The organism is Methyloceanibacter sp. (assembly GCF_035650995.1).
Lineage (GTDB): Bacteria > Pseudomonadota > Alphaproteobacteria > Rhizobiales > Methyloligellaceae > Methyloceanibacter.
Genome location: NZ_DASRGO010000188.1, coordinates 33,504 through 53,140 on the forward strand (window position 1 = coordinate 33,504; position 19,637 = coordinate 53,140).

The window sequence follows — 19,637 nt, forward strand, 5'->3', positions numbered from 1 at the left end:
ATGAGCAGCCGCTTTAGGCGGCCGGCCAGGGCTTAAGGATAAAAGCCGTTAACGCGTCCTTGCATCGCTTGGAGTTAGCATGGGGTCTCACCGACTTGGCACAACGCCATGGCAAAATCTTCCGAGGCCCTGCTGACCGACTTCTACGATGCCTGGCGCGCCCACGACCTCGACTTGATGGGCACGTACCTGCCGGACGACTTTTCGCATTTGTTGAACATTCCGCCGGAAACCCTCTCGGTGGGCGGAGAGCGTCTTGGAAAGCGCGCCTCGCTCATGCGACTGGCCGAGATCTTCGACGGCTTCGACACGCAATATCTGGAGCCGGGCAGAATGATCGTGCGCGACGCGCAGGCTATCGTCGAGGTCCACACGCGCTGCAAGCATCGCGCGTCCGGCGTATGGCTCGATACCCGAAAGCAGCACGTATGGCTGCTCGAGGACGGATGGCCGGTGAAGCTCTCCGAGTTCTACGACCTCGAGCAGTTCAAGACCTTTATAAACCGCGCACGCCGCTAGCCGCTAAGCGGCGCCCCGCTGCCTGCCGCGCACCTCGCTCTGGACGAAGCCCGGCCAGAGCTTGCGCATCTCGAGCGGAAACATCGACGCGATCTTCACCGCCTCGCCGCGATCGATGTGCTTCGACAACACGTCGAACACCGCCCGCACGCCCTCCTCCACCTCGATCGTGTCGGAGCGCGGCAACTCGCGCCCGATATGCACGAAGAACTCCAATTCGTGCCGCTCCTTGGTCGGCTTGCCCGTCGGGTCCCAGCCTTCGTAAAACACCCCGCGCAGCAGCATCGGCAGTTGCGCGCCGAGATGGGCGGCGCTTTCCGGGCCGATACGGTCGCGCAGTCCATGCAGCACCGCGCGCAGGATCGAATAGGCGTGATGGCGGTCGTTGGTATTGAGCCGATCCATGATGTCCTTGAGCCAGAGGTTCGACTCTTGCACCGTCTTGTCGAAGACATCGAGGCCTGTTGCCATGGCGATTCCTCCTGGAAACCTAAGCGGCGAGCGTAACCTCGGCACTTCGCCGTGCCTTGACATGCGTCAAGCGCTCATTTCCGCCGCTCGATGTGCTTCGGCAGCTCGCGGATAACGTCGGCCGGCTTCTTGTCGGTCCTGAGCCCCAAGAACACGGGGTGGCGCATCTCCCCGCCTTTCGTCCACTCGGTGAACTTGACCTCGGCGACGAGCTTCGGTCTTACCCATGTCGTATGCGCCTCGTCGGGCACCTTCTCGGCGATCGGCTTCTTGTCGGTAACGAGCGGGACGAGCTTTTCGTGCAGCGCGCGCAGCGTCTGGGCATCGAAGCCGGTGCCAGCTCGCCCGGCATATTCCCAGCGATTGCCCTCGCGCACCGCAAGCACGAGGGCACCGAAATATTTGCGGCTCTTGCGCGGCGCGGTGAATCCTACGATCACCACCTCCTGCTCCTGACTCGCCTTGACCTTGAGCCAGTCGCGCGTGCGCATGCCGGAGTGGTAGAGGCTTGAGGCAAGCTTGGCCATGACCCCTTCCTCTCCCGCCCGCTTGGCCTTGTTGAAGGCCTTGATGCCGTCGCCGGCCACATGGGCGCTGTAGTGCAAGAGCGGATTCTTGGGCAGAACCTTTTCGAGCAGCGCCTTGCGCTCGATGAGCGGCTTGCCGCGCAGATCCTTGCCGCCGAGATAGAGCAGGTCGAACACGCAATAGAGAAGCCGCACCGCCTCGCGCCCCGCATTTTGCAGGAGCTGGAAGCGCGACCGCCCCTCGGCGTCGAGAGCCACGAGCTCGCCGTCGAGCACCGCTTGTTGCTTGATGGCGGAAAGCGCTTCGCAGACGGTCGGATATTTGCGCGAGATGTCGATCAGGTTGCGCGAATAGAGCGACGCATGACCCGGCTTCGCCACGGCGATGGCGCGAAATCCGTCCCACTTCGTCTCGAAGATCCAGTCGGGATCGTCGAACGGCTTGTCGGTGAGCGTGGCGAGCATGGGCCGCAGGTCGGGTTCGCTCATGATGACCTTCTGGTTGTGCGCGAAATTCTCAACCAAGAGCTGTCGCGGCAAAAAGTCAGTGGACGGACGGGTGCGGGGGCTCCTGTGCTCTGGCCGCGCATGTTAGATTAAGCGGCGGTTCTGGCGAGGGAGATCATGACCAAAACCGAGGCCATCGTCACCGATATTTACGACGCATGGCGGCGCCAAGACCTCGATCTCTTGGCGAGTTATCTGCCCGACGACTTCTGCCACATCATCCACATCCCGGCCGATATCCATCCGTTGGGCGGCACCTCCTTCGGCAAGCGCCCCTCGCTCGAGCGCCTCGGCCTGATCGCGACCGAGTTCGACTTCCTTAGCTTCGACGCCAGCGATCTGATGATTCATAAGGAGCGCGCCGGCGTGGAGATCCCGCTGCGCTACCGCCACCGCCGGACCGGCGCCGTCCTCGAAACCGTGATCGCCAATTTCTGGACCTTCGAAGACGGCTGGCCGGTCAGGCTCACCGAATATCACGATCTCGGCCGCGTCCGGGCCTTCACCGCGAGCTTGGCCGGCGCGGCCGGCGTCGCGCCCGGCCGATAGCACGGTGGCGCGAGGGTGCGCGCCGCCATTCCCCTTCCCCTTTGAGCTTCGTGTTACAAAGAGGAGCGTTGTACCAATCGGGGGCACGGCAATGCCAAAAACAACCGCAATGATTTTGGGGGATATTTACGATGCCTGGCGCGCACAGGATATCGACTGGCTTGCAAGCTACCTTCCCAACGACTTTAGCCACATCACAAACGTTCCGGCGAGCATCGGCCCGACGGCCGGCTCTTGCCATGGGAAAAGGGCCGTGATCGATCGCTGGCGCGCTGTAATGGCCGATTTCGAGTTCCTCACGTTTGATACGAGCGGCCTGATAACGGAGCGGAACCGCGCTGCCGCCGAAATTCCGTTTCGTTATCGCCATCGCGCCTCGGGCAAACTGTTCGAAATGACCAAGGGCTCGTTCTGGACGCTCGAAGACGGCTGGCCGGTCAGGCTCACCGAATATTACGACCTTGCTTACATTCAATCGTTCAAGGCGAGCCTCATGAGCGAAAACGCAGACTGAGGGCGCGATGGTGGGGCGCCATGGCTTTCAGCTAAGCTGGTTGCTTGTGGCGCTCGGCCTTAGTCTTTTTTCCGGCGAGCTCGAAACGGCAGACGCCGAGGAAGACTTCTATTTCGACGCGGCGACGCCGACACCGAAGGCCGTGCTCGCGTTGCAAGACTGCGATGCCGACGAGAACACCCCGGCCCACCGCAAGGCCTTCGCCGGCGGCTACATCTTCGCCATCAAATGCGCGAGCAACAACGAGAACTTCATCGAGACGCTGATTTTCTCGGAAGCCGAGGACGGCGCGGACGGTTGGCTTTTGAAATTCCCCAAGTCCCCACGCAACAAGGACGTCTCCGACACCATCTCCAACATCCGCTGGTACCCCAAGACCGACGAGATCGGCGAGATCTTCGTCGACCGCGAGAGTCCGCCGATCTGCCGCACCGAGTCGCGCTGGCAACTCGAGGGCAAGAAACGCAAGCCCCGGCTCGTGTTCATGCGCGAGACCAGGGATTGCGAAGGCAGAGGCGGCTGGGTGGTCGTCGTGAACAAGAAATGACAAGGGCGTCCGCTGCTCTAAGCGGTCGCCCTTGGCTCAGCACTTGCGACGCACAGGCGTCGCTGGGCTATTCGTTATTGGCACTCGCGCGCCGAAGCCATCGCCTTGTGGGCGGCCTTCATGCTTTCGTACTTGCCCATGGTCTTGAAGTACTTGGCGTCAGGCGTGGCGCCCATCATCATCACACAGCGGCCGCTGGCCAGATCGACGGCGACGTAGAAATCCTCGGCAAGAGCGGGGGTGACGAAGGCTGCCGTCAGAAGACCTGCGATCAGATATTTGCGCATGGGGGTTCTCCTAGGAAGAGTGGTTAGCCCGAAGTTTCCGCCGGGCGTTCTCCGGCCTGAAACGCGATCAGGCTAACGAGGCGCTCAGCCGCTTCCCAATACCTTCTTGCTATGGTCGGCGAAGCTTCGCGCCTACGCGGTCGTTTCCCCGTTGTCGGCCTTCGCGCCGTTACATGATTTTCACGGGATAGCGTTCGGCTATCGAGATAGAAGCCAACCGGCATTTCCGTTGCGGACGGCTTAGGCCGATCTTGCTGCCATCGCCGCGGCCGTTCCTTCGGCCGAGCATTAGCCAAAGGAGAAACGGAATGTCGCACAGCAAGGTCAAAGGCCGCCTAGGCCGCAGTCTTAACATCGCCGCCCTCGCGCTCGGCGCGAGCCTGGCGGCCACCGCCGCCTTCGCCGGCGAATGCCCCGCCGATCAGCAGAAGCCCAACGCCACGGCGCCTGTCGATTACAAGCCGGTCGGCGTCACCGACACCGTGATCGCCATGATCGACGTCGAAAAGGAGCCGGCCAACATCAAGGACCGCAAGTTCCGCATGCGCAAGCTCACCATCGAGCCGGGCGGCATCGTGCCGTGGCATAGCCACCAAGATCGGCCAGCCATCATCTACATCGTCGAGGGCGAGATCAACGAATATGCCTCGAACTGCGCCGTGCCGCTCGTGCACAAGGCCGGCGACGTCGTCGCGGAGACAAGCGGGGTCTCGCACTGGTGGAAGAACACCGGGGACAAAACCGTCGTGCTCCTTTCCGCCGACCTGCTCAAGGACCCGAACGACAAGAACATGTAATTCGCCTCCCCCCCTGATGTGACGCCCTCTCCCCCCAAGGGCGTCACATCGTCTTTCGCGGAGCGCTCCATGAATGAGGTTTCCCGCTCGATCGAGGACCAGCAGGCCGCAACACCGCCGCGCTCTGCCGGCGCCGCCCTCCGCTTCCTCGTCATCGCGCTTACCGCCTTCTTGACCGTGGTTGATCTCTTCGCCACGCAGGCCATACTCCCCTCACTGACCAAGCACTACGGCGTCGCGCCGGCGGCGATGGGATTCGCCGTGAACTCCAGCACCATGGGCATGGCGGTGTCCGGTCTTGCCGTCGGCTATTTCAGCCGGACGATCGATCGCCGGAGGGGCATCCTGCTCAGCCTCGTGCTGCTTGCCATTCCGACCACGCTGCTCGCGCACGCGCCAGATCTCACCACCTTCACGCTCTTGCGCGTGGCGCAAGGGCTGTGCATGGCTGCCGCTTTCACCCTCACCCTCGCCTATCTCGGCGAGCATTACAGCGCCGGGGATTCGGCAAGCGCATTCGCCGCCTATATCACCGGCAACGTCGCCAGCAACCTGATCGGCCGGCTGATCTCCGCCGCCGTCGCCGATCATTTCGGGCTCGCGGCCAATTTCTATTTCTTCGCCGCGCTCAACCTCCTCGGCGCCGTCCTCGTCTATTTCACCGTCGAGAAGGCTCAGCCGATGAAGGACATGGGCGGGGGCATGAACTCGCATTTCGAGGCGTGGATCATGCACCTCAACAGCCCGTCCTTGCGCGCGAGCTTCGCCATCGGCTTTTGCATCCTGTTCGCCTTCATCGGCACTTTCACCTATGTGAATTTCGTGCTGGTGCAGCCGCCGCTGGGAGTTGGCTCGATGACGCTCGGCTTCGTCTATTTCGTGTTCCTTCCCGCCATCGCCACCACGCCGCTCGCCGGCCGCGCCGTGAAGCGGTTCGGAACCCGCCCGACCTTCTGGGGCGCGCTTTTGGTCGCCGCTCTCGGGCTGCCCCTCCTCGTCCTGCCGAGCCTCCCGGCGGTTCTCGTGGGCATGGTGCTGATGGGCGTCGGCACCTTCTTCGCCCAGGCCTGCGCCACCGGCTTCGTCAGTCGCGCCGCGACATCAGATCGCGGCTCGGCGAGCGGGCTCTATCTCGCAAGCTACTTCTTCGGCGGCCTGATCGGCAGCGCCGTGCTCGGCGCGATCTTCGACATGTTCGGCTGGAGCGCCTGCGTTGCCGGCATCGGCGGCGCGCTCCTCGTTGCCGCCCTGCTTGCCGTGTTCCTCAAGACGCCGATGGCGCCGGCGACGCGCTGAGGGCCGACACGACGGCGGCGGGATCTTTGCGCGCTTTTCCGCCGGCTTGTTGATCCAGCGCAAAGTCTCGCGCTCGATCTCTCGCTAAGGTCACTACCAGGAGAGAGCCGAGTTGGTTGTTCGCTCTTTTCTGGGTGGCCTTGGATAACGGAATTTGCGGACGCCTAGGTCAAGGCCGCCCTCCCCCTTTGGGGATCGCGGAGTTCCCCCCTCCGCACAATCCAGCTTTTGCAAAGTCAACGAGATGAAGAGAAGCCCGATCCCCCGGCCGGGCTTCTTTTCTTTGCCCGCGGTTCCAATTTGGCTCGGGCATTAACCAAATTCTAAGTGGATCGGAGTGAGATGGACGACAGTTCCGCGTACCCAATCGAGTTCAGTACCAAGTAGAGGGATTAGTCATGCGCACCATCGTTGCTCTCGCCGTCATCGCCGCGTCCTTGGCGTTGGGCGGCTGCTTCCACCACCAGCAGGTCTATACTGAAGAGCTTCCGCCTACGACCACGCCCCTGAAATAGGGCGAACCGGCGGTCTCGACATCTCTGGCCAGCTTCGCGGTCGAGGCACAATCAACGGTCATGGCCGGACACGATCTTGAGCGACGGTCTCAAGCTCGGTCCGGCCATTGGCGCCGTCGATTCTCCCGGACCTTCCCGGCTGTTGCTCGCTTGCACCGGCACGTGAAAAAAGCCATGGGCCCCGGAACTCACCCGGCCCTTGCAGCTTTTGCTCATCAGATCGCGGGCGAGCGGCCCGATACGCCGCCGCCCTCCTCCTGGCGAGAGGAACGAGAGATGTGGCCGTTCGATACCGTGTCGGCTAACGAGAAGTTCGTGCTGCCGAGACTGAGCTGGATCGTCCCTGCTTTGACCGTCGGCGCAAGCCTGATTGCGATTGCGCTCGCTGTGATGAGCGCGGCCGGCTAGAGCACGCCGCCGCTGCACGAACTCACCCAGACGAGCAGGAGAATTGCGGCGCCGGCCGCGCCGGTCGCCACGAAGACATTCAGCCAATGCTGCTTCCTGAGCGCGCCGGCGATGTCGCCCTCGTGCAGCTCCCTCGGCACGCGCACCCAGAACGCGTCGAGCGAGAGAACGGCAAGCAGGAAGGTGAAGGCCACGGCGAGGAGGTGTATCGCCGAGATGCCCGTGCACACGTTCATGGCCGCCCCCCTCGCCTTATTCCGCTGCGTGCTTTCGCCGCGCCTGATCGATCGGACAGGGCTTGCCCGGCTCGACTTCGGCCGCCGGTTCCGCTCCAGGCTCCGGCTCGTGCAGGATCACGCCGTCGAGCAAACCCCATTCGCCGATCCAGGCTTGCCGCTCCAGAGCGCGCCTGGTGTCGGCAATTCCGGCCTCCCAGCGGCTGCTGATGCCGGCAGGGGTGAAGTCGATGTCCTTGGTGTGATTCTCGTTGTCGAGCTTGGGGCTCAACAGCCGCACGACATGCATGCGCGTGTCGCAGCGATAGCCGGCGAGCTCCTTGTAGAGCGGATCGTCCTTTTCCTCTTCCGGCACGAACTCGAGCAGATTGGTGATGACGTGCCTGAGCTTGTGCGTCTCGCGCTGACGCACGATGTGGCTCGCGATCCGGCTCGAATATTGGATGTCCTTCTGACGATTGAGGATCTGCCAGATCGTCTCCGGCTCATCGCCGGTGGGATGCCACAGATGCACGGCGAAGATCAGCGAGTTGCGTCGAGGTGTATCGTCGAAGATGCGCTCGGTCGGCGTGTTGGAGAGAATGCCGCCGTCCCAATAGAGCTCGCCGTCGATGCGCACAGCGGGGAAAGCCGGCGGTAGCGCGCCGGACGCCATGATATGCGCCGGCCCGATCTGCATCTCCTTCGAATCGAAATAGCGCATCATGCTCGAGCGCACATGCGCGGCGCCGACGGTGAGCCTGGGATGGCCCTTGTTGATCAGGGAAAAATCGACGAGTTCTTCCAGCGTGCGGCGGAGCGGCTCGGTCGAGTAGTAGCCGGCATGATCTGCGCCCAGCGGCACATGAGCGCCGAGGAAGGCGCGGAAATTGGTCTCGAAGAATCCCGGGATGCCGCTCGTCAGCGTGGTCCATGCCGACAGCGCGTCGGCAACGCCCGTCCAGGCTGGGAACGCGCCCCAGAAAGCGCTGCTCTCCACGCGCCACCAGAATTTCTGCAGCGTGGGAAGCCGGTCCTCGACGCGATTTCCGGCGATGATGGCCGCGTTGATGGCGCCGATTGAGGTGCCGATGATCCAATCCGGCTCGACGCCCGCCTCGTGCAGCGCCTGATAAACGCCGCATTGATAGGCCCCGAGCGCGCCGCCGCCCTGCAGCACGAGCGCGACCTGACCGTTGTCGGCGTTGCGGATTTCGTTGACCGCTTGCAGCGGCGTGAGATTTCTCGGCTTCTGCGCCATGGCGAAATCCTTGCGGGTTAATGAGCGGTCCAACCGCCATCGACGGGAAGCGCGGCCCCGGTGATGGATGAAGCGGCGTCTGTGGCGAGGAAGACGGCGATCGCGCCAAGCTCATCGGTCGTGGCGAAGCGCTTGTTCGGCTGCTGCGCGAGCAGCACATCGCGGATCACCTTCTCGCGCGGGATGCCGTGCGCCTTGGCTTGGCCGTCAATCTGCGCCTCGACCAGCGGCGTGTAGACATAGCCGGGGCAGATTGCGTTGCAGGTAATGCCCATCTCGGCTGTCTCGAGCGCCGTGACCTTGGTGAGCCCGAGCATGCCGTGCTTGGCCGCGACATAGGCCGCCTTGAACGGCGAGCCGACGAGGCCGTGCGCCGAGGCGATATTGATGATGCGGCCCCACTTCTTGGCGATCATCGAAGGGAGGGCGAGCCGCGTGGTGTGAAACGCCGAGCTCAGATCGATGGCGATGATCGCGTCCCACTTGGCGACGGGAAACTCTTGCAGCGGGGCGACGTGCTGAATGCCCGCATTGTTGACGAGGACGTCGAGGCTCCCGAACATGTCGATGGCCGTTTGCACCATCTCGGCGATTTGCTCGGGCTTCGTCATGTCGGCGCCCGAGAAGGCGACCGGAACGCCGAACTCGGCCCCGATGCTTGCTTGGGTCGCCTTGATCTCCTCTGGCGCACCGAAGCCGTTGAGGACGACGGCCGAGCCGGCGGCCGCGAGCGCCCTGGCGATGCCAAGCCCAATGCCGCTGGTCGAGCCGGTGATGACGGAAACCTTGTCTTTGAGCGGTTTGGCAGCGGCAATAGCCCGCTCAGTCATGGCGATTGTCATGGCCGGACACCTCTCCTCTCGGTTGCGGGTACCTTACCTCGCAGGGACGCCTTCTTCGAGCGTGATCATGCCCGCGCGATCCCGCCCGCGGGAAATGCCCATTGGCTAAGGAGTCGATAGGGGTGCGCTATCGCCGAAAGCACCCAAGATCCGGGGCTGGACGGGCGTTTTTCAGCGCCTCCTTAGCACCCGAAGTTGCGGAAAAGGCGAGTTGGGGCCGCCAAATGATCTCGACGCCAAACCGCAATCAATCGTAGAACTCAAGACATAGAGGCGTGAACCAAATAGTCCCAGGCCAAATGACCATGCGCGGCGTGATCGGCGAGGCCACTTCCCATTTGGCTCAGTTGGCTCGGACTTCGACAGCGCGGCGACCTTCTTCTACCATTTTGCAAGCGGCAACAACGCAGTAGGCGGCGGAGCGCATCTCCCATGGAAATGCATCAGGTCCGCTACTTCCTCGCGGTCGCGCGCACGTTCAACTTCACGCGTGCAGCCGAGGAGTGCCACGTCGCGCAGCCTTCGCTGACCCGCGCCATCCGTCAGCTCGAGGGCGAGCTCGGCGGCGATCTGTTCCGCCGCGAGCGCCCACAGGCCCAGCTGACCGAGCTTGGCCAGCGCATGCTGCCCCTGCTCAAGCAATGCTACGAGAGCGCACTCAGCGCCCGCTCGCTCGCCTCGGCCATAAAGAAGGGCGAAGTCGGGACGCTTAGGCTTGCGGTCTCCAACGCCATCGATCCCTCCCTCGTTACCCCCCATGTGGTCGAGCTCGGCAAGCACTTCGACGGTCTCGACGTGAAGCTCTTGCGCGGTTCGGGCAGTCAGGCGATCGAGCATCTCAAGAAGGGCGAGGTTGAGCTTGCGATCGCCGCCAAGGTCGAGGACGATTGGGAGCGCCTCGACAGCTGGGCGCTGTTCACCGAGGACTTCCAGCTTTTCGTGAACGCCATGCATAGTTTTGTCAGTCAGATGAGCGTGGCGCTCGACGACCTCCGCCCGGAGCGGCTGATGGTCCGCACCTATTGCGAGACGACGCCCATGCTGCTTGACCTGTTGCGCGCGCGGGACTTCGACGTGACGCGCTTCCACGAGGTCAGCACCGACGTCGATCTGATCTCATTGCTCGAAGCGGGTCTCGGCGTGGCGCTCGTCCCGCGCAGCACGCAGAGCCCGGCGACGCTGATGCGCATCGCCGTCACCGGCATCGATCTCAAGCGCACCGTTTATCTCTATGGCGTGGCCGGACGGCAGCGCACGGCGGTGGCTTCGGCCATGATGAAGATGCTGCGCGCCTATGATTGGTCGCGCTACGGCGCCTAGCGGCCCCGGAGGGGTTACTGCGCGTCCCTGAGCGCCGCGAGCAAATCCTCGATGGCCATGCGCTTGCGGTAGTCGGGATCGACGAAGCGCGCCGTGACGATGCCCTCGCGATTGACCACGAAGGTGGCCGGCACCGGCAAAAGCCAGGTTTCGCTCCCTTGCGAGCGGGACACATCCCATCCGGCGCGGCACATCATGTCTTGCATCTCGGCCCCGACCCAGAAAGCGAGATTAAGGGACAATGCGTAGCCGTTGTCGAAATCGGTGAGGATGGGGAACGGCGCCCCTGTTTCGGCCTTGAGCTCGGCGGCGAAATGCTCGCGATCAGGCATGATGGCGGCGATCTGGCCCCCTTCCGCCGCGATCTGGCCGTGGGCCTGCGCAAGCGCACGGGTATTGATGCGGCAATAGGGGCACCACTGGCCGCGATGAAACGTGACGGCGACCGGTCCGCTCTTCAGGAGCTCTTCCAGGCTCACGAGCTGCCCCTTCTCGTCCGGAAGCACGAAAGGCGGCATCGCTTCGCCGGGCTTGGGAGCCTTCTCGCCGACGTCGAAGTTCTTCAGCCGCGCCACCAGGCGATCGACGGCGTCCTGGAAATGCGGGCCGAATCCCCTGACCGCGTCGGCAAACGCCTGCAGCCGCTCGGCCAGCGAGGCGTCCATGTCGCGACATTGGACGTAGGCTTCATCGAGCAGTTCTGCGAGCGGTGTTGTTGCCATCCCCTGGCTCCCCGGCGGGCCTGAAAGGTGGCGGCCCGATCCGGTGGAAATTCCGAATTCTTCAATCTTACCCGACAATTTCTCATACCATCCGCTTGTTCCGATGAATAGCCGCCATTCGACCGCAGCCGACGCCCTCAGCCTTGATTACCGGTGGAAAACGCGGCCTTCAGCGCCGCGAGCAATTCTTCGATTGTCATGCGGTTGCGGTAGTCCGGATCGATGAAGCGGGCCGTGATGACCCCGGCGCGGGAGATCACGAAGGTCGCGGGGATCGGCAAGACCCACGCCTGGTTGCCTTGATATTCGGGGAGATTGCGGCCGCCCGACTCGAGGATGCGCTGCATCTCCTCGCCGACCCACACGGCGAGGTTCAGCGACAGCGCATAACCGTTGTCGATGTCGGTCAGGACCGGATAGTGAACCTCTCCTTCCGCCTTGAAAGCGGCGGCGAAGCGCTGCCGGTCGGGCATGATCGCGGCGAGATGCGCGCCGTCGGCGGAGACCCTGTGCTCCACTTCGGCGAGCGCCCGCGTGTTGATGCGGCAATAGGGACACCAATGACCGCGATTGAAGGTCATTGCCAACGGCCCTTCGCTAAGGAGCTCGTCGAGCGTGACGAGACGTCCCTCCTCGTCCGGCATGGCGAAAGGCGGCATCCTCTCGCCGGGCTTCGGAGCGGCTTCGCCCGCGTCAAAAGCCTTCAGACGGTTGACCATGCGATCGACCGCCTCCTGGTAACCGGGGATCAGATAGCGCGTGGCGGCGCTAAAAGCCTCAAGTCTTTCGTTGAGGGATGCATCCATGTCGCGGCAGTAGAGAAAAGCCTCGTCGAGAGTGGCGAAGGCCGGAAGTTCATTCATCGGCCCCCTCCCCATCGGCCCATGGATTTGCGTCCGAGCGCACGTCTTGTGCCTTCCTTATCGCCTGCCGCCCCGCGCCTAGTCCAATAGCGCCCGTCTATGGTGTTCATCATTGATCGGCATTTCAACCGAAGCCGCTGTTTTGTTTGATTATTCGCACCAATTGGCGTGACGAGACGGCCAATCCGCCTCGCGTCCCGCAAGGCTTCGCAGCTCCATGAGCGCTACTTGATCAGCGCCTGGAGCTCCTTGAAGGCGGGCGTGCCGGCGCGTTCCAGCCACTCGAACATGACCATCTCGCTGTCGACCACGTCCGCGCCGCCTTTGCCAAGCCGCGTGAGTGCAAGCTTGCGGCTCGTCTTCGCGCGCGAGCCCACGGCATCGGCCACGATGAAGGCCTCGAAGCCCTGGTCCTCGAGATCGATCGCCGTCTGCAGCACGCAGACATGAGTCTCGATGCCGGCCACCACCACTTGCGGCCTTCCCTCGCGGCGGAGCCGATGCAGGCGCTCGCGCAGGAGGTCGTTCTTCAGGCAGGAGAACTCGACCTTGTCGGCAACGAAGGCGGCATTGGCGAGCGCATCGCGGATGGGATCGACGGTCGGACCAAGCCCTTGTGGATATTGCTCGGACACGGTGATCGGCACCTCGAGCGCCCGCGCCGCGCGCACCAGCCTGATGCAGCGATCGACCACGCGGTCCTTGCCGGCAATCGCGCCGAGGAGCTTGTCTTGCACGTCGATGATGAGAAGCTGGGATTTGTCGCGATCGAGCAGCATGGAGGAGAATGTTACATAGCTTGGCCTAATCGCCTAGTGAGCGAGGCCGGCGATTTTGAGCGCGAAGGCGTAGGCGAGCGCCACCTCTTTTAGCCGTTCGAAGCGCCCTGACGCGCCGGCGTGCCCCGCCTCCATGTTGGTGCGAAACAGGAGAAGCGACTCGCCGGCATCGAGCTCGCGCAGCTTGGCCATCCATTTCGCCGGCTCCCAATAGGTCACGCGCGGGTCGGTCAAACCGGCGAGCGCGAGGATATGCGGATGGGCCACGGCGCGCACGTTGTCGTAGGGCGAATAGGCGGCGATGGTGCGGTAGTCGGCCTCGCTCTCGATCGGATTGCCCCATTCCGGCCACTCGGGCGGGGTGAGCGGCAGGCTCGCGTCGAGCATCGTGGTCAGCACATCGACGAACGGCACCTCGGCAACGATGCCGAGAAAGAGATCGGGCGCCATGTTGGCGACCGCGCCCATGAGCATGCCGCCCGCGCTTCCGCCGTGCGCCACGATACGCCCGCGCGCGGTGAAGCCCTGCGCGGCAAGATACTCCGCGGCGGCAATGAAGTCGGTGAACGTATTGACCTTCTTCTCGCGCTTGCCGCCCTTGTACCAGCGATAGCCTTTGTCCTTGCCGCCTCGCACATGGGCAATGCCGTAGACGAAGCCGCGATCGACGAGGCTGAGCGCATTGGTCGAGAAGCCGGCCGGGATCGACATGCCATAGGCGCCGTAGCCGTAGAGGAGAAGCGGCGCCGAGCCGTCGAGCTTGGTCTCCTTGCGATAGAGGAGAGAGACCGGTACGGTCTCGCCGTCCTTGGCGGGCGCCATGACGCGGCGCGTGACATAGAGCGACGGATCGTGCCCGCTCGGGACCTCCTGCGTCTTGCGCAGGACGCGGCTGCGCGCCTCCATGTCGTAGTCGAACACCTGCGCCGGCGTCGTCATCGACGAATAGGTGAAGCGCAAGGTCTTGGTGTCGTACTCGTAGCCGGCCGAGAGCCCGAGCGAATAGGCCTCCTCGTCGAAGGCGATTGCGTGCTCCTCGCCGTCGGCGAAGCGCCGCACGACGATGCGCGGCAGCCCGTCTTCGCGCTCGAGCCTGACGAGGAAATCCTTGTAGGCCACCACGTCGAGAATGAGACGGCCGGGCCGGTGCGGCTCGATCTCGCACCAGTTCTCCCGGCCGGGGGCCCCGGCCGGCGCTTCGACGATGCGGTAGTCCTCGGCGCCGCCCGAGTTGGTGAGGATGATGAGACGCCCCTCGTGGTGATCGACCGAATAGTCGTGCTCCTTCTCGCGCGCTGCAATGAGCCGCGGGGGCGCCGCAGGATCGGCGGCATCGATCAGGCTGATCTCGGCCGTCTCGTGGTCGTGCACGCTGAGCAAGAGGTAGCGCCGGTCCTGCGTGGCGCTGATACCGAGGAAAAAGCCGGGGTCGTTCTGCTCGTGGATCAGCACATCCGCGCCCTCGCCTCCGACCTGGTGGCTGAATAGCTTGCGCGGGCGATGTTCGTCGTCGACGAAGATATAGAGCAGGCTCTTGCCGTCGCCGGCCCATTCGAGCGAGCCGTTGTTGTCGGTAATGCGCTGATCGATGAGCTTCCCGGTCGCCGCCTCGATAACGTTCACCGCATAGAACTCGGAGCCCTTGGTATCGACCGCATAGGCGATCAGGCTGTGGTCCGGGCTGTGCGCAACGCCCGCAATGCGGAAGTAGGAGTGCGGCTTGGCGAGCGCGTTGCCGTCGATCAGCACCTGCTCCTCGCCGCCCGCCCGCGGCACGCGGCAGAACAGCGGATGCTGACCGCCCGTCACGTAGCGCGTGTAATAGGCAAACCGACCGTCCGGCGCGGGCACCGTGGCGTCGTCTTCCTTGATGCGCCCCTTCATCTCGGTGAACAGGCGCTCCTGCAGCGCGTCGGTGTCGGCCATCACCGCCGCGGTATGGGCGTTTTCCTCTTCGAGATGGGCCCGGATTGCGGGATCGAGCAGCGCGGGATCGCGCATCACCGCTTGCCAGTTCGAGGCCCTCAGCCAAGCGTAGTCGTCAACCCGCCTGATGCCGTGGTGCAGCGACACGGAAGGGATGCGGCGGGCAAGGGGACCCCGCCGCCCGGGCTTCACCGCTCGGGTGGGACCGACGGACATGACTTCTCTTCTAGGCCTTGGTCTTGGTCTTGGCGCCTTCGCCGGCCGGTTCGAATGCCAGAGCCGTGCCGTTGATGCAATAGCGCGCGCCGGTCGGCTGCGGGCCGTCGGGAAAGACGTGGCCAAGATGCGCCTCGCACTTGGCGCAGCGCACCTCGGTGCGGCGCATGAACAACGAGCGGTCGTCGTGCTCGCTCACCGCCTCCTGGTTTGCCGGGGCATAGAAGCTCGGCCACCCTGTGCCTGAATCGTATTTCGTGTTTGAGCTGAACAAGGGCTCGCCGCAGCAGACGCAGCGATACATCCCCTCCCGCTTCTCCTGATAGTAGGGATGGCTGAAAGCCCGCTCCGTGCCGTGCTTCCGCGTTACGTAGTATTGCTCGGGCGAAAGCTTCTCCCGCCACTCCGCCTCAGATTTCGGCATCTTATCCTTGCCGCCCGCTTCGATGTTCTCGGCCTTGCTCATGTTGGGGAACAACCCTGGCTCCGTTTGCATTGTGTGTCCGCAATATAGGTGCTCCGGGGGACCTTCCGAAGACCCTCTCGACTGCTCACGGAGGCTTGATTCCCGGAATAAGTGCGCAAGCTCAATCTCAGATTGAGCGCGTTCGGGGAAGACCAAGATCAGAAGCGGCCGCTGATCGACCTCAGCAGCAGCGCGAAGGTGCTTGGGTAAGCAAACGCTCCGGCTTCGTTTATCATATTTGGTAGGAGCCGAGTTTTCGCTAGATGAAGTGAGTTGCGGCCTTGAGAGAAGGTGCTATAGAGAGCAAATCAGTTCGCCCCTGCGACACCCCATACATTCTCTAGTTGAGAATCATTATGGGCTCACGTCACAAAATCGGCGTAATCTGATGACTCAACAGTATGGTGGGCCCGGAAATATGGATGCACAGAGTGGTTTATGTGCAAGCTTACTAGGACCGGGGATCAAGCAGGATTAAGGAGCCATTCATGGAAGCGAATCTGGAGAAAAACGAGCTGGTAGAACTTACCGCCGAGATCGTCTCCGCCTATGTCAGCAACAATACGGTCGTGGCGACTGACCTTCCCGGGGTCATCCATAATGTCTTCGATGCCCTGAGCAAGGCCTCCGGCTCCTCGGGTCTGCCCACCAGAGAGGAGCTCAAGCCTGCCGTCCCGGTGAAGAAGTCGGTTACCCCCGAATACATCGTCTGCCTCGAGGACGGCAAGAAGTTCAAATCACTCAAGCGGCATTTGCGGACGCATTACGACCTTTCGCCGGAAGAATACCGCGAGAAGTGGGGCCTTCCGCACGACTATCCCATGGTCGCCCCGAACTACGCCGCGGCGCGCTCCGACCTCGCCAAGCGCATGGGCCTCGGCCAGCGCCGGCGCTAGCGGCCTGACCGCGCGCAAGCTGCGAGTCTTGCCGGATCGCGATCGCGCGCGGCCGCCTCGAGTCGTGCGGCTTCGGCCTTGTAGGCGCTCAACAGCGCAAGATGCCGGTTGAGGTCGTAGCTCCAATGGCCTGACATCGCTCGCCTGCGTTCGGCGCGAAGCGCGCGCCTGAGCTTTTCGAGCACGCGTCCGATCCCCTCGGCGCTCTCGTCCTTCAGCTCGCGCGGCCAGAGCGCCACGAGCCTCGGCAGGTCGCGCGAGCGCTCGTAGACCCTCGCGCCCGCATCGGCCATGGAGGCGAAGATGCGCCGCGCCTCGAGCCGCCTTCGCCGCCGCTCGGCGGCATCCGCCGTCCCCCCGTGATCTGTCCGTCTGCGCTGTTCGCTCACGCTCGAGCCTCCGTTCTTCGAGGCTCGATCATGCGCGCGCTCCGGCGACCGGGGATTTGAGCGCGGATAGCCGCGCGTTGCAGTGTTTTATCCCCGCTCTCCTCCCGCTTATCCCCGGCCCTCTCTTCCCATTTAGAGTGTGATAGGTATTTATTCCTATCAAGGGAGAGAGGCCGATGGCTGAGCTTCGAACGGTCGAGCAGCGCCTGGCGCGTCAGGCGTACGCTGCAACGAAACGCGGAAGGGCCACGCACGCCCCGGCGCGGTACATTCTGGACGCCCCGCCAGCCGATCTCCGCCAGGCGATCGACCCAGCGGTCGCAGCCGTCTTCGCCGTGAAGATCGGCGACTTGAGATCGCCCACCCGCTCATCGCCCCGCGCCGCCTTCGCCCGCCAGGTCGCCATGTATCTCGCCCACGTCGTGTGCGGGCAAAGCCTCACCGCGGTCGGGACCTTGTTTCAGCGCGACCGCACCACGGTGGCGCACGCCTGCCGGCTCATCGAGGATGCCCGCGACGATCCCGGCCTCGACCGGCTGATCGAACACCTCGAGTGCGCGGTCGCTTCGCTGATCGATGCGTTCGGCTCCCGCTGCGGGCTCCGGCAATGAGGCGCGCGAAGGCAGACAAGGCGAGCAGCGGTGAGCGGGCGCGCGAGATCCTCGCCCTCCTCGCCGAGCTTGCCGGCGGCGCCGCTCTCGCCCCTGACGGCGCGGGCGCCTACGTCCTCGCCCAGCCCGAGGGCGATACCCTCGCAGCGGCGGCGCCGCAGCAAGCGCCGAGCGCCGAGCTTATCGCGGCATGCCTCGCGCAAGATTGGCTCGAATGGGAGCGCGGACGGCTCGTTCTGTCGCACACAGGACGCGCCTTTTTCCGCCGCCAGGGCGCAGGCCATGACGACGCCTTCCGCGCCCAGCATCAACTCCGCGTCCGCGCCGAGCGCGAGATCGGCGGCGCCCGCCGCGAGCTTCTGCTGAACGAAGCGGAAAGCCCGCTCGGCTGGCTCAAGAGCCGCAAGGATCGCAACGGCAGGCCGCTGCTCAGCGCCGAGCAGGTCGAAGCGGGCGAGCGGCTTAGCGCCGATTACTGGTTCGCCGCGATGAGCCCGCGCGTGACCGCGAACTGGTCGGCGCTAGCACCACGCGCGCGCCTGCGCCGCGGCGCGCCGTCGGCCGCCTCCTTGCGCGACGAGGTGATCGCCGCCAAGGAGCGCGTGATGCGCGCGCTCGACGCCGTCGGCCCCGAGCTTGGCGGCATCCTCGTCGATATCTGCTGCGAGCTCAAAGGTCTCGAAGAGGCCGAGACGGCAAACGGCTGGCCGCAGCGTGCGGGTAAGGTCGTGCTCCAGATCGCTCTAACCCGGCTCGCGCGCCATTACGGGCTGATCGCCGAGGCACGCGGCGGCCGGCGCGGCCTGCGCCACTGGGGCAGCGCCGATTACCGCCCGACGCTCGATGCGTGGCGGAGCGCGGGCGGCGACAGCTGCGAAAGCTAACATCGCTGCTTTGTCGCCGATCCCGGTCCGTCCTCGCCCTCTATCTCTCCCGCAAGCCCGCTCGTATGAGGTGGAGAGAGCAGCGCTCGAGGATCGCAGGCTCCCGAAAGGAATATCCAAGACGCCACTTTTGCAGGGTGATCGCCGGATTGATCCGCATCATGTTGTCCACCGCGGCGCGGGCATCGGCCGATCGGCCAAGGTGCGAGCAGGCGATCGCCAAGAGCAAATGGGCATCGTTGAACTGAGTTTGCTCCAGAGCCTGTGCGGCTTTGCTGAAGTGTCCCGAAACTAGATGCGCCCAGCCTCTGCCGTAGTTATAGGACCAACTCAATCTGGGATCGCATGCCGAGACTGTATCAGCCCACTGCAGCGCCTCATCCACTTTCCCAGCCTGAATAAGCACCATCATCAAGCGCGAGAGCACGAACATGTCGTAAGGTGCGAGAGCGACTGTTCTCTCGGCGGCGACAAGGGCACCATCAAAGTCTCTCTCCTTAACGAGCACGTAGCTCATGAGCCAATTTGCAAATCGGGCGACCTGGGGAGCGAGGCGTTGGTTGGAAAGAACCTGTCGAACGAGTTCTCCTGCTTTTTGGAAATCGGCGGGAGGATAATCACTGACAAAGGTGTAGCCACGGATCATGTGGTGCCAGCCGAGCTTGACCCTGAGCAGGGTCGAACCAGGGAACTTAGTAAGCCCCTCTCGCCAAATCTCGCCCGAGGCCTCGATCCCCTGCGGCGTGTATTTCATGATCTGTTCGTGCCCACGAAGGTAGTAGTCATACTCTTCGAGAGTGGTTTGATCCTTTCCCCAAGTGCTCCGGTATTGCGCTTGCCTCAGTGCGCCCTTCTCCCCCGTTAGGGCGCTCGCGATCATCCCGGTCACCTCGTCCTGCAGTTCCCAAGGGTCGGTGCCAGACCTATCGAAGCGTTCGGCCCAAACATGCTCGCCGTTCTTGGTATCGATAAGCTGAGCGACGATGCGAAGTTTGTCGCGGTCCTTACGAACGCTGCCTTCGAGCACGTAGTCGACGCCGAGTTCTCTTCCAAGCTGTCGCACGTCGACAGGCTTACCCTTGTAAGCGAAGGAGGACGTGCGCGCGACCACTGTTAGGTCCGGGAACCGAGAGAGCACCGTAATGATGTCTTCGGCCACCCCATCACCGAGCCAGCCCAGTTTCTTTCCGGTACTGAGATCGTCGAAAGCGAGCACGGCAACGGACGGAACTTTCGCGGATGCTTCTTGCGTTACCGGCTTTTGAACAAACCGCGCAGTCTGTTCGGGCAGGAACTCGATCTGCGGCGTG

At 63.6% G+C, this 19,637-nt stretch carries 24 protein-coding genes; 11 read left to right on the forward strand and 13 right to left on the reverse strand.

Features of this window, described 5'->3' with window-relative positions; translation table 11 throughout:
- Positions 1 to 108 precede the first annotated feature (108 nt).
- Positions 109 to 519 carry a nuclear transport factor 2 family protein gene (locus VFB18_RS13900; RefSeq protein WP_324976480.1) on the forward strand — a complete coding sequence of 137 codons (411 nt, stop codon included), beginning with the start codon at positions 109 to 111 and terminating at the stop codon, positions 517 to 519.
- Between the two features lie 3 nt (positions 520 to 522).
- Here the strand turns inward: VFB18_RS13900 and VFB18_RS13905 are convergent, their stop codons facing one another.
- Both VFB18_RS13905 and ligD read right to left on the reverse strand, forming a co-directional pair.
- Positions 523 to 990, reverse strand: coding sequence for a DUF2267 domain-containing protein (locus VFB18_RS13905; RefSeq protein WP_324976482.1), 468 nt, complete (start codon positions 988 to 990; stop codon positions 523 to 525).
- A 74-nt stretch (positions 991 to 1,064) separates the two neighbouring features.
- Entirely contained in the window at positions 1,065 to 2,006 is a 942-nt protein-coding gene (gene ligD, locus VFB18_RS13910; protein WP_324976485.1) for a non-homologous end-joining DNA ligase, read from the reverse strand.
- Positions 2,007 to 2,141: 135 nt separating this feature from the next.
- On the opposite strand from ligD, the gene VFB18_RS13915 reads away from it, so the two are divergent.
- From VFB18_RS13915 to VFB18_RS13925, 3 genes are all read left to right on the forward strand, one after another.
- On the forward strand, positions 2,142 to 2,573 hold the full coding sequence (locus VFB18_RS13915) for a nuclear transport factor 2 family protein (RefSeq protein ID WP_324976489.1): 432 nt from the start codon (positions 2,142 to 2,144) through the stop codon (positions 2,571 to 2,573).
- Positions 2,574 to 2,664: 91 nt separating this feature from the next.
- Entirely contained in the window at positions 2,665 to 3,087 is a 423-nt protein-coding gene (locus VFB18_RS13920; protein WP_324976491.1) for a nuclear transport factor 2 family protein, read from the forward strand.
- A gap of 7 nt (positions 3,088 to 3,094) precedes the next feature.
- Positions 3,095 to 3,634, forward strand: coding sequence for a hypothetical protein (locus tag VFB18_RS13925; RefSeq protein WP_324976494.1), 540 nt, complete (start codon positions 3,095 to 3,097; stop codon positions 3,632 to 3,634).
- Positions 3,635 to 3,708: 74 nt separating this feature from the next.
- Here the strand turns inward: VFB18_RS13925 and VFB18_RS13930 are convergent, their stop codons facing one another.
- Positions 3,709 to 3,921, reverse strand: coding sequence for a hypothetical protein (locus VFB18_RS13930; RefSeq protein ID WP_324976497.1), 213 nt, complete (start codon positions 3,919 to 3,921; stop codon positions 3,709 to 3,711).
- Between the two features lie 308 nt (positions 3,922 to 4,229).
- Between VFB18_RS13930 and VFB18_RS13935 the strand changes: the two genes are divergently transcribed.
- The 3 genes from VFB18_RS13935 to VFB18_RS13945 all read left to right on the forward strand — a co-directional run bounded on the left by VFB18_RS13935 (position 4,230) and on the right by VFB18_RS13945 (position 6,937).
- On the forward strand, positions 4,230 to 4,718 hold the full coding sequence (locus VFB18_RS13935; protein ID WP_324976500.1) for a cupin domain-containing protein: 489 nt from the start codon (positions 4,230 to 4,232) through the stop codon (positions 4,716 to 4,718).
- Between the two features lie 69 nt (positions 4,719 to 4,787).
- Complete coding sequence (locus tag VFB18_RS13940; protein WP_324976503.1) at positions 4,788 to 6,014, forward strand: MFS transporter; 1,227 nt, start codon at positions 4,788 to 4,790, stop codon at positions 6,012 to 6,014.
- 791 nt (positions 6,015 to 6,805) lie between these two features.
- Positions 6,806 to 6,937, forward strand: a complete 132-nt coding sequence (locus VFB18_RS13945) for a hypothetical protein (RefSeq protein WP_324976506.1) — start codon at positions 6,806 to 6,808, stop codon at positions 6,935 to 6,937.
- Here the strand turns inward: VFB18_RS13945 and VFB18_RS13950 are convergent.
- The 3 genes from VFB18_RS13950 to VFB18_RS13960 are packed head-to-tail and all read right to left on the reverse strand — an operon-like array spanning position 6,934 to position 9,255.
- Positions 6,934 to 7,173, reverse strand: coding sequence for a hypothetical protein (locus VFB18_RS13950; protein WP_324976509.1), 240 nt, complete (start codon positions 7,171 to 7,173; stop codon positions 6,934 to 6,936). The two genes, VFB18_RS13945 and VFB18_RS13950, sit on opposite strands and share 4 nt — an antisense overlap.
- Before the next feature lie 16 nt (positions 7,174 to 7,189).
- On the reverse strand, positions 7,190 to 8,413 hold the full coding sequence (locus tag VFB18_RS13955; RefSeq protein ID WP_324976511.1) for a patatin-like phospholipase family protein: 1,224 nt from the start codon (positions 8,411 to 8,413) through the stop codon (positions 7,190 to 7,192).
- 17 nt (positions 8,414 to 8,430) lie between these two features.
- Complete coding sequence (locus tag VFB18_RS13960; protein WP_324976513.1) at positions 8,431 to 9,255, reverse strand: 3-hydroxybutyrate dehydrogenase; 825 nt, start codon at positions 9,253 to 9,255, stop codon at positions 8,431 to 8,433.
- A gap of 432 nt (positions 9,256 to 9,687) precedes the next feature.
- On the opposite strand from VFB18_RS13960, the gene VFB18_RS13965 reads away from it, so the two are divergent.
- Entirely contained in the window at positions 9,688 to 10,575 is an 888-nt protein-coding gene (locus VFB18_RS13965; RefSeq protein WP_324976516.1) for a LysR family transcriptional regulator, read from the forward strand.
- 14 nt (positions 10,576 to 10,589) lie between these two features.
- On the opposite strand, the gene VFB18_RS13970 is transcribed toward VFB18_RS13965, so the two are convergent.
- From VFB18_RS13970 to msrB, 5 genes are all read right to left on the reverse strand, one after another.
- Positions 10,590 to 11,297 (reverse strand): peroxiredoxin-like family protein, encoded by a 708-nt coding sequence (locus VFB18_RS13970; RefSeq protein ID WP_324976519.1) that lies wholly within the window; start codon positions 11,295 to 11,297, stop codon positions 10,590 to 10,592.
- A 137-nt stretch (positions 11,298 to 11,434) separates the two neighbouring features.
- Positions 11,435 to 12,160 carry a peroxiredoxin-like family protein gene (locus VFB18_RS13975; RefSeq protein WP_324976522.1) on the reverse strand — a complete coding sequence of 242 codons (726 nt, stop codon included), beginning with the start codon at positions 12,158 to 12,160 and terminating at the stop codon, positions 11,435 to 11,437.
- A 224-nt stretch (positions 12,161 to 12,384) separates the two neighbouring features.
- The gene (locus VFB18_RS13980; protein WP_324976525.1) at positions 12,385 to 12,939 is read right to left on the reverse strand and encodes an isochorismatase family protein; all 555 of its coding nucleotides are present in this window, start codon (positions 12,937 to 12,939) and stop codon (positions 12,385 to 12,387) included.
- A 33-nt stretch (positions 12,940 to 12,972) separates the two neighbouring features.
- Positions 12,973 to 15,081: a S9 family peptidase gene (locus tag VFB18_RS13985; protein WP_324976528.1), complete on the reverse strand. Its 2,109-nt coding sequence runs from the start codon at positions 15,079 to 15,081 to the stop codon at positions 12,973 to 12,975.
- A 10-nt stretch (positions 15,082 to 15,091) separates the two neighbouring features.
- Entirely contained in the window at positions 15,092 to 15,547 is a 456-nt protein-coding gene (msrB, locus tag VFB18_RS13990; protein ID WP_324976551.1) for a peptide-methionine (R)-S-oxide reductase MsrB, read from the reverse strand.
- Between the two features lie 488 nt (positions 15,548 to 16,035).
- On the opposite strand from msrB, the gene VFB18_RS13995 reads away from it, so the two are divergent.
- Positions 16,036 to 16,443, forward strand: a complete 408-nt coding sequence (locus tag VFB18_RS13995; RefSeq protein ID WP_324976530.1) for a MucR family transcriptional regulator — start codon at positions 16,036 to 16,038, stop codon at positions 16,441 to 16,443.
- On the opposite strand, the gene VFB18_RS14000 is transcribed toward VFB18_RS13995, so the two are convergent.
- Positions 16,440 to 16,832: a DUF6477 family protein gene (locus VFB18_RS14000; protein ID WP_324976534.1), complete on the reverse strand. Its 393-nt coding sequence runs from the start codon at positions 16,830 to 16,832 to the stop codon at positions 16,440 to 16,442. The two genes, VFB18_RS13995 and VFB18_RS14000, sit on opposite strands and share 4 nt — an antisense overlap.
- Before the next feature lie 176 nt (positions 16,833 to 17,008).
- On the opposite strand from VFB18_RS14000, the gene VFB18_RS14005 reads away from it, so the two are divergent.
- Both VFB18_RS14005 and VFB18_RS14010 read left to right on the forward strand, forming a co-directional pair.
- The gene (locus tag VFB18_RS14005; protein WP_324976537.1) at positions 17,009 to 17,443 is read left to right on the forward strand and encodes a helix-turn-helix domain-containing protein; all 435 of its coding nucleotides are present in this window, start codon (positions 17,009 to 17,011) and stop codon (positions 17,441 to 17,443) included.
- Positions 17,440 to 18,327 carry a DUF6456 domain-containing protein gene (locus tag VFB18_RS14010; RefSeq protein ID WP_324976540.1) on the forward strand — a complete coding sequence of 296 codons (888 nt, stop codon included), beginning with the start codon at positions 17,440 to 17,442 and terminating at the stop codon, positions 18,325 to 18,327. Before VFB18_RS14005 ends, VFB18_RS14010 begins: the two co-directional genes overlap by 4 nt.
- Before the next feature lie 40 nt (positions 18,328 to 18,367).
- Here the strand turns inward: VFB18_RS14010 and VFB18_RS14015 are convergent.
- Positions 18,368 to 19,637 (reverse strand): adenylate/guanylate cyclase domain-containing protein (locus tag VFB18_RS14015; protein WP_324976543.1); only part of this gene is annotated, 1,270 nt, incomplete at its 5' end.

Excerpts from the sequence above, each read along its gene's own strand:
- VFB18_RS13925 (WP_324976494.1), top strand. The coding sequence starts at position 3,095 with ATGGTGGGGCGCCATGGCTTTCAGCTAAGCTGGTTGCTTGTGGCGCTC.
- VFB18_RS13915 (WP_324976489.1), top strand. The coding sequence starts at position 2,142 with ATGACCAAAACCGAGGCCATCGTCACCGATATTTACGACGCATGGCGG.
- VFB18_RS13920 (WP_324976491.1), top strand. The coding sequence starts at position 2,665 with ATGCCAAAAACAACCGCAATGATTTTGGGGGATATTTACGATGCCTGG.
- VFB18_RS14010 (WP_324976540.1), top strand. The coding sequence starts at position 17,440 with ATGAGGCGCGCGAAGGCAGACAAGGCGAGCAGCGGTGAGCGGGCGCGC.
- VFB18_RS13985 (WP_324976528.1), bottom strand. The coding sequence starts at position 15,081 with ATGTCCGTCGGTCCCACCCGAGCGGTGAAGCCCGGGCGGCGGGGTCCC.
- VFB18_RS13930 (WP_324976497.1), bottom strand. The coding sequence starts at position 3,921 with ATGCGCAAATATCTGATCGCAGGTCTTCTGACGGCAGCCTTCGTCACC.
- VFB18_RS13965 (WP_324976516.1), top strand. The coding sequence starts at position 9,688 with ATGGAAATGCATCAGGTCCGCTACTTCCTCGCGGTCGCGCGCACGTTC.
- VFB18_RS13975 (WP_324976522.1), bottom strand. The coding sequence starts at position 12,160 with ATGAATGAACTTCCGGCCTTCGCCACTCTCGACGAGGCTTTTCTCTAC.
- msrB (WP_324976551.1), bottom strand. The coding sequence starts at position 15,547 with ATGAGCAAGGCCGAGAACATCGAAGCGGGCGGCAAGGATAAGATGCCG.
- VFB18_RS13900 (WP_324976480.1), top strand. The coding sequence starts at position 109 with ATGGCAAAATCTTCCGAGGCCCTGCTGACCGACTTCTACGATGCCTGG.
- VFB18_RS13995 (WP_324976530.1), top strand. The coding sequence starts at position 16,036 with ATGGAAGCGAATCTGGAGAAAAACGAGCTGGTAGAACTTACCGCCGAG.
- VFB18_RS13935 (WP_324976500.1), top strand. The coding sequence starts at position 4,230 with ATGTCGCACAGCAAGGTCAAAGGCCGCCTAGGCCGCAGTCTTAACATC.
- VFB18_RS13950 (WP_324976509.1), bottom strand. The coding sequence starts at position 7,173 with ATGAACGTGTGCACGGGCATCTCGGCGATACACCTCCTCGCCGTGGCC.
- VFB18_RS13940 (WP_324976503.1), top strand. The coding sequence starts at position 4,788 with ATGAATGAGGTTTCCCGCTCGATCGAGGACCAGCAGGCCGCAACACCG.
- VFB18_RS13905 (WP_324976482.1), bottom strand. The coding sequence starts at position 990 with ATGGCAACAGGCCTCGATGTCTTCGACAAGACGGTGCAAGAGTCGAAC.
- ligD (WP_324976485.1), bottom strand. The coding sequence starts at position 2,006 with ATGAGCGAACCCGACCTGCGGCCCATGCTCGCCACGCTCACCGACAAG.
- VFB18_RS13970 (WP_324976519.1), bottom strand. The coding sequence starts at position 11,297 with ATGGCAACAACACCGCTCGCAGAACTGCTCGATGAAGCCTACGTCCAA.
- VFB18_RS13960 (WP_324976513.1), bottom strand. The coding sequence starts at position 9,255 with ATGACAATCGCCATGACTGAGCGGGCTATTGCCGCTGCCAAACCGCTC.
- VFB18_RS13980 (WP_324976525.1), bottom strand. The coding sequence starts at position 12,939 with ATGCTGCTCGATCGCGACAAATCCCAGCTTCTCATCATCGACGTGCAA.
- VFB18_RS14005 (WP_324976537.1), top strand. The coding sequence starts at position 17,009 with ATGGCTGAGCTTCGAACGGTCGAGCAGCGCCTGGCGCGTCAGGCGTAC.
- VFB18_RS13955 (WP_324976511.1), bottom strand. The coding sequence starts at position 8,413 with ATGGCGCAGAAGCCGAGAAATCTCACGCCGCTGCAAGCGGTCAACGAA.
- VFB18_RS13945 (WP_324976506.1), top strand. The coding sequence starts at position 6,806 with ATGTGGCCGTTCGATACCGTGTCGGCTAACGAGAAGTTCGTGCTGCCG.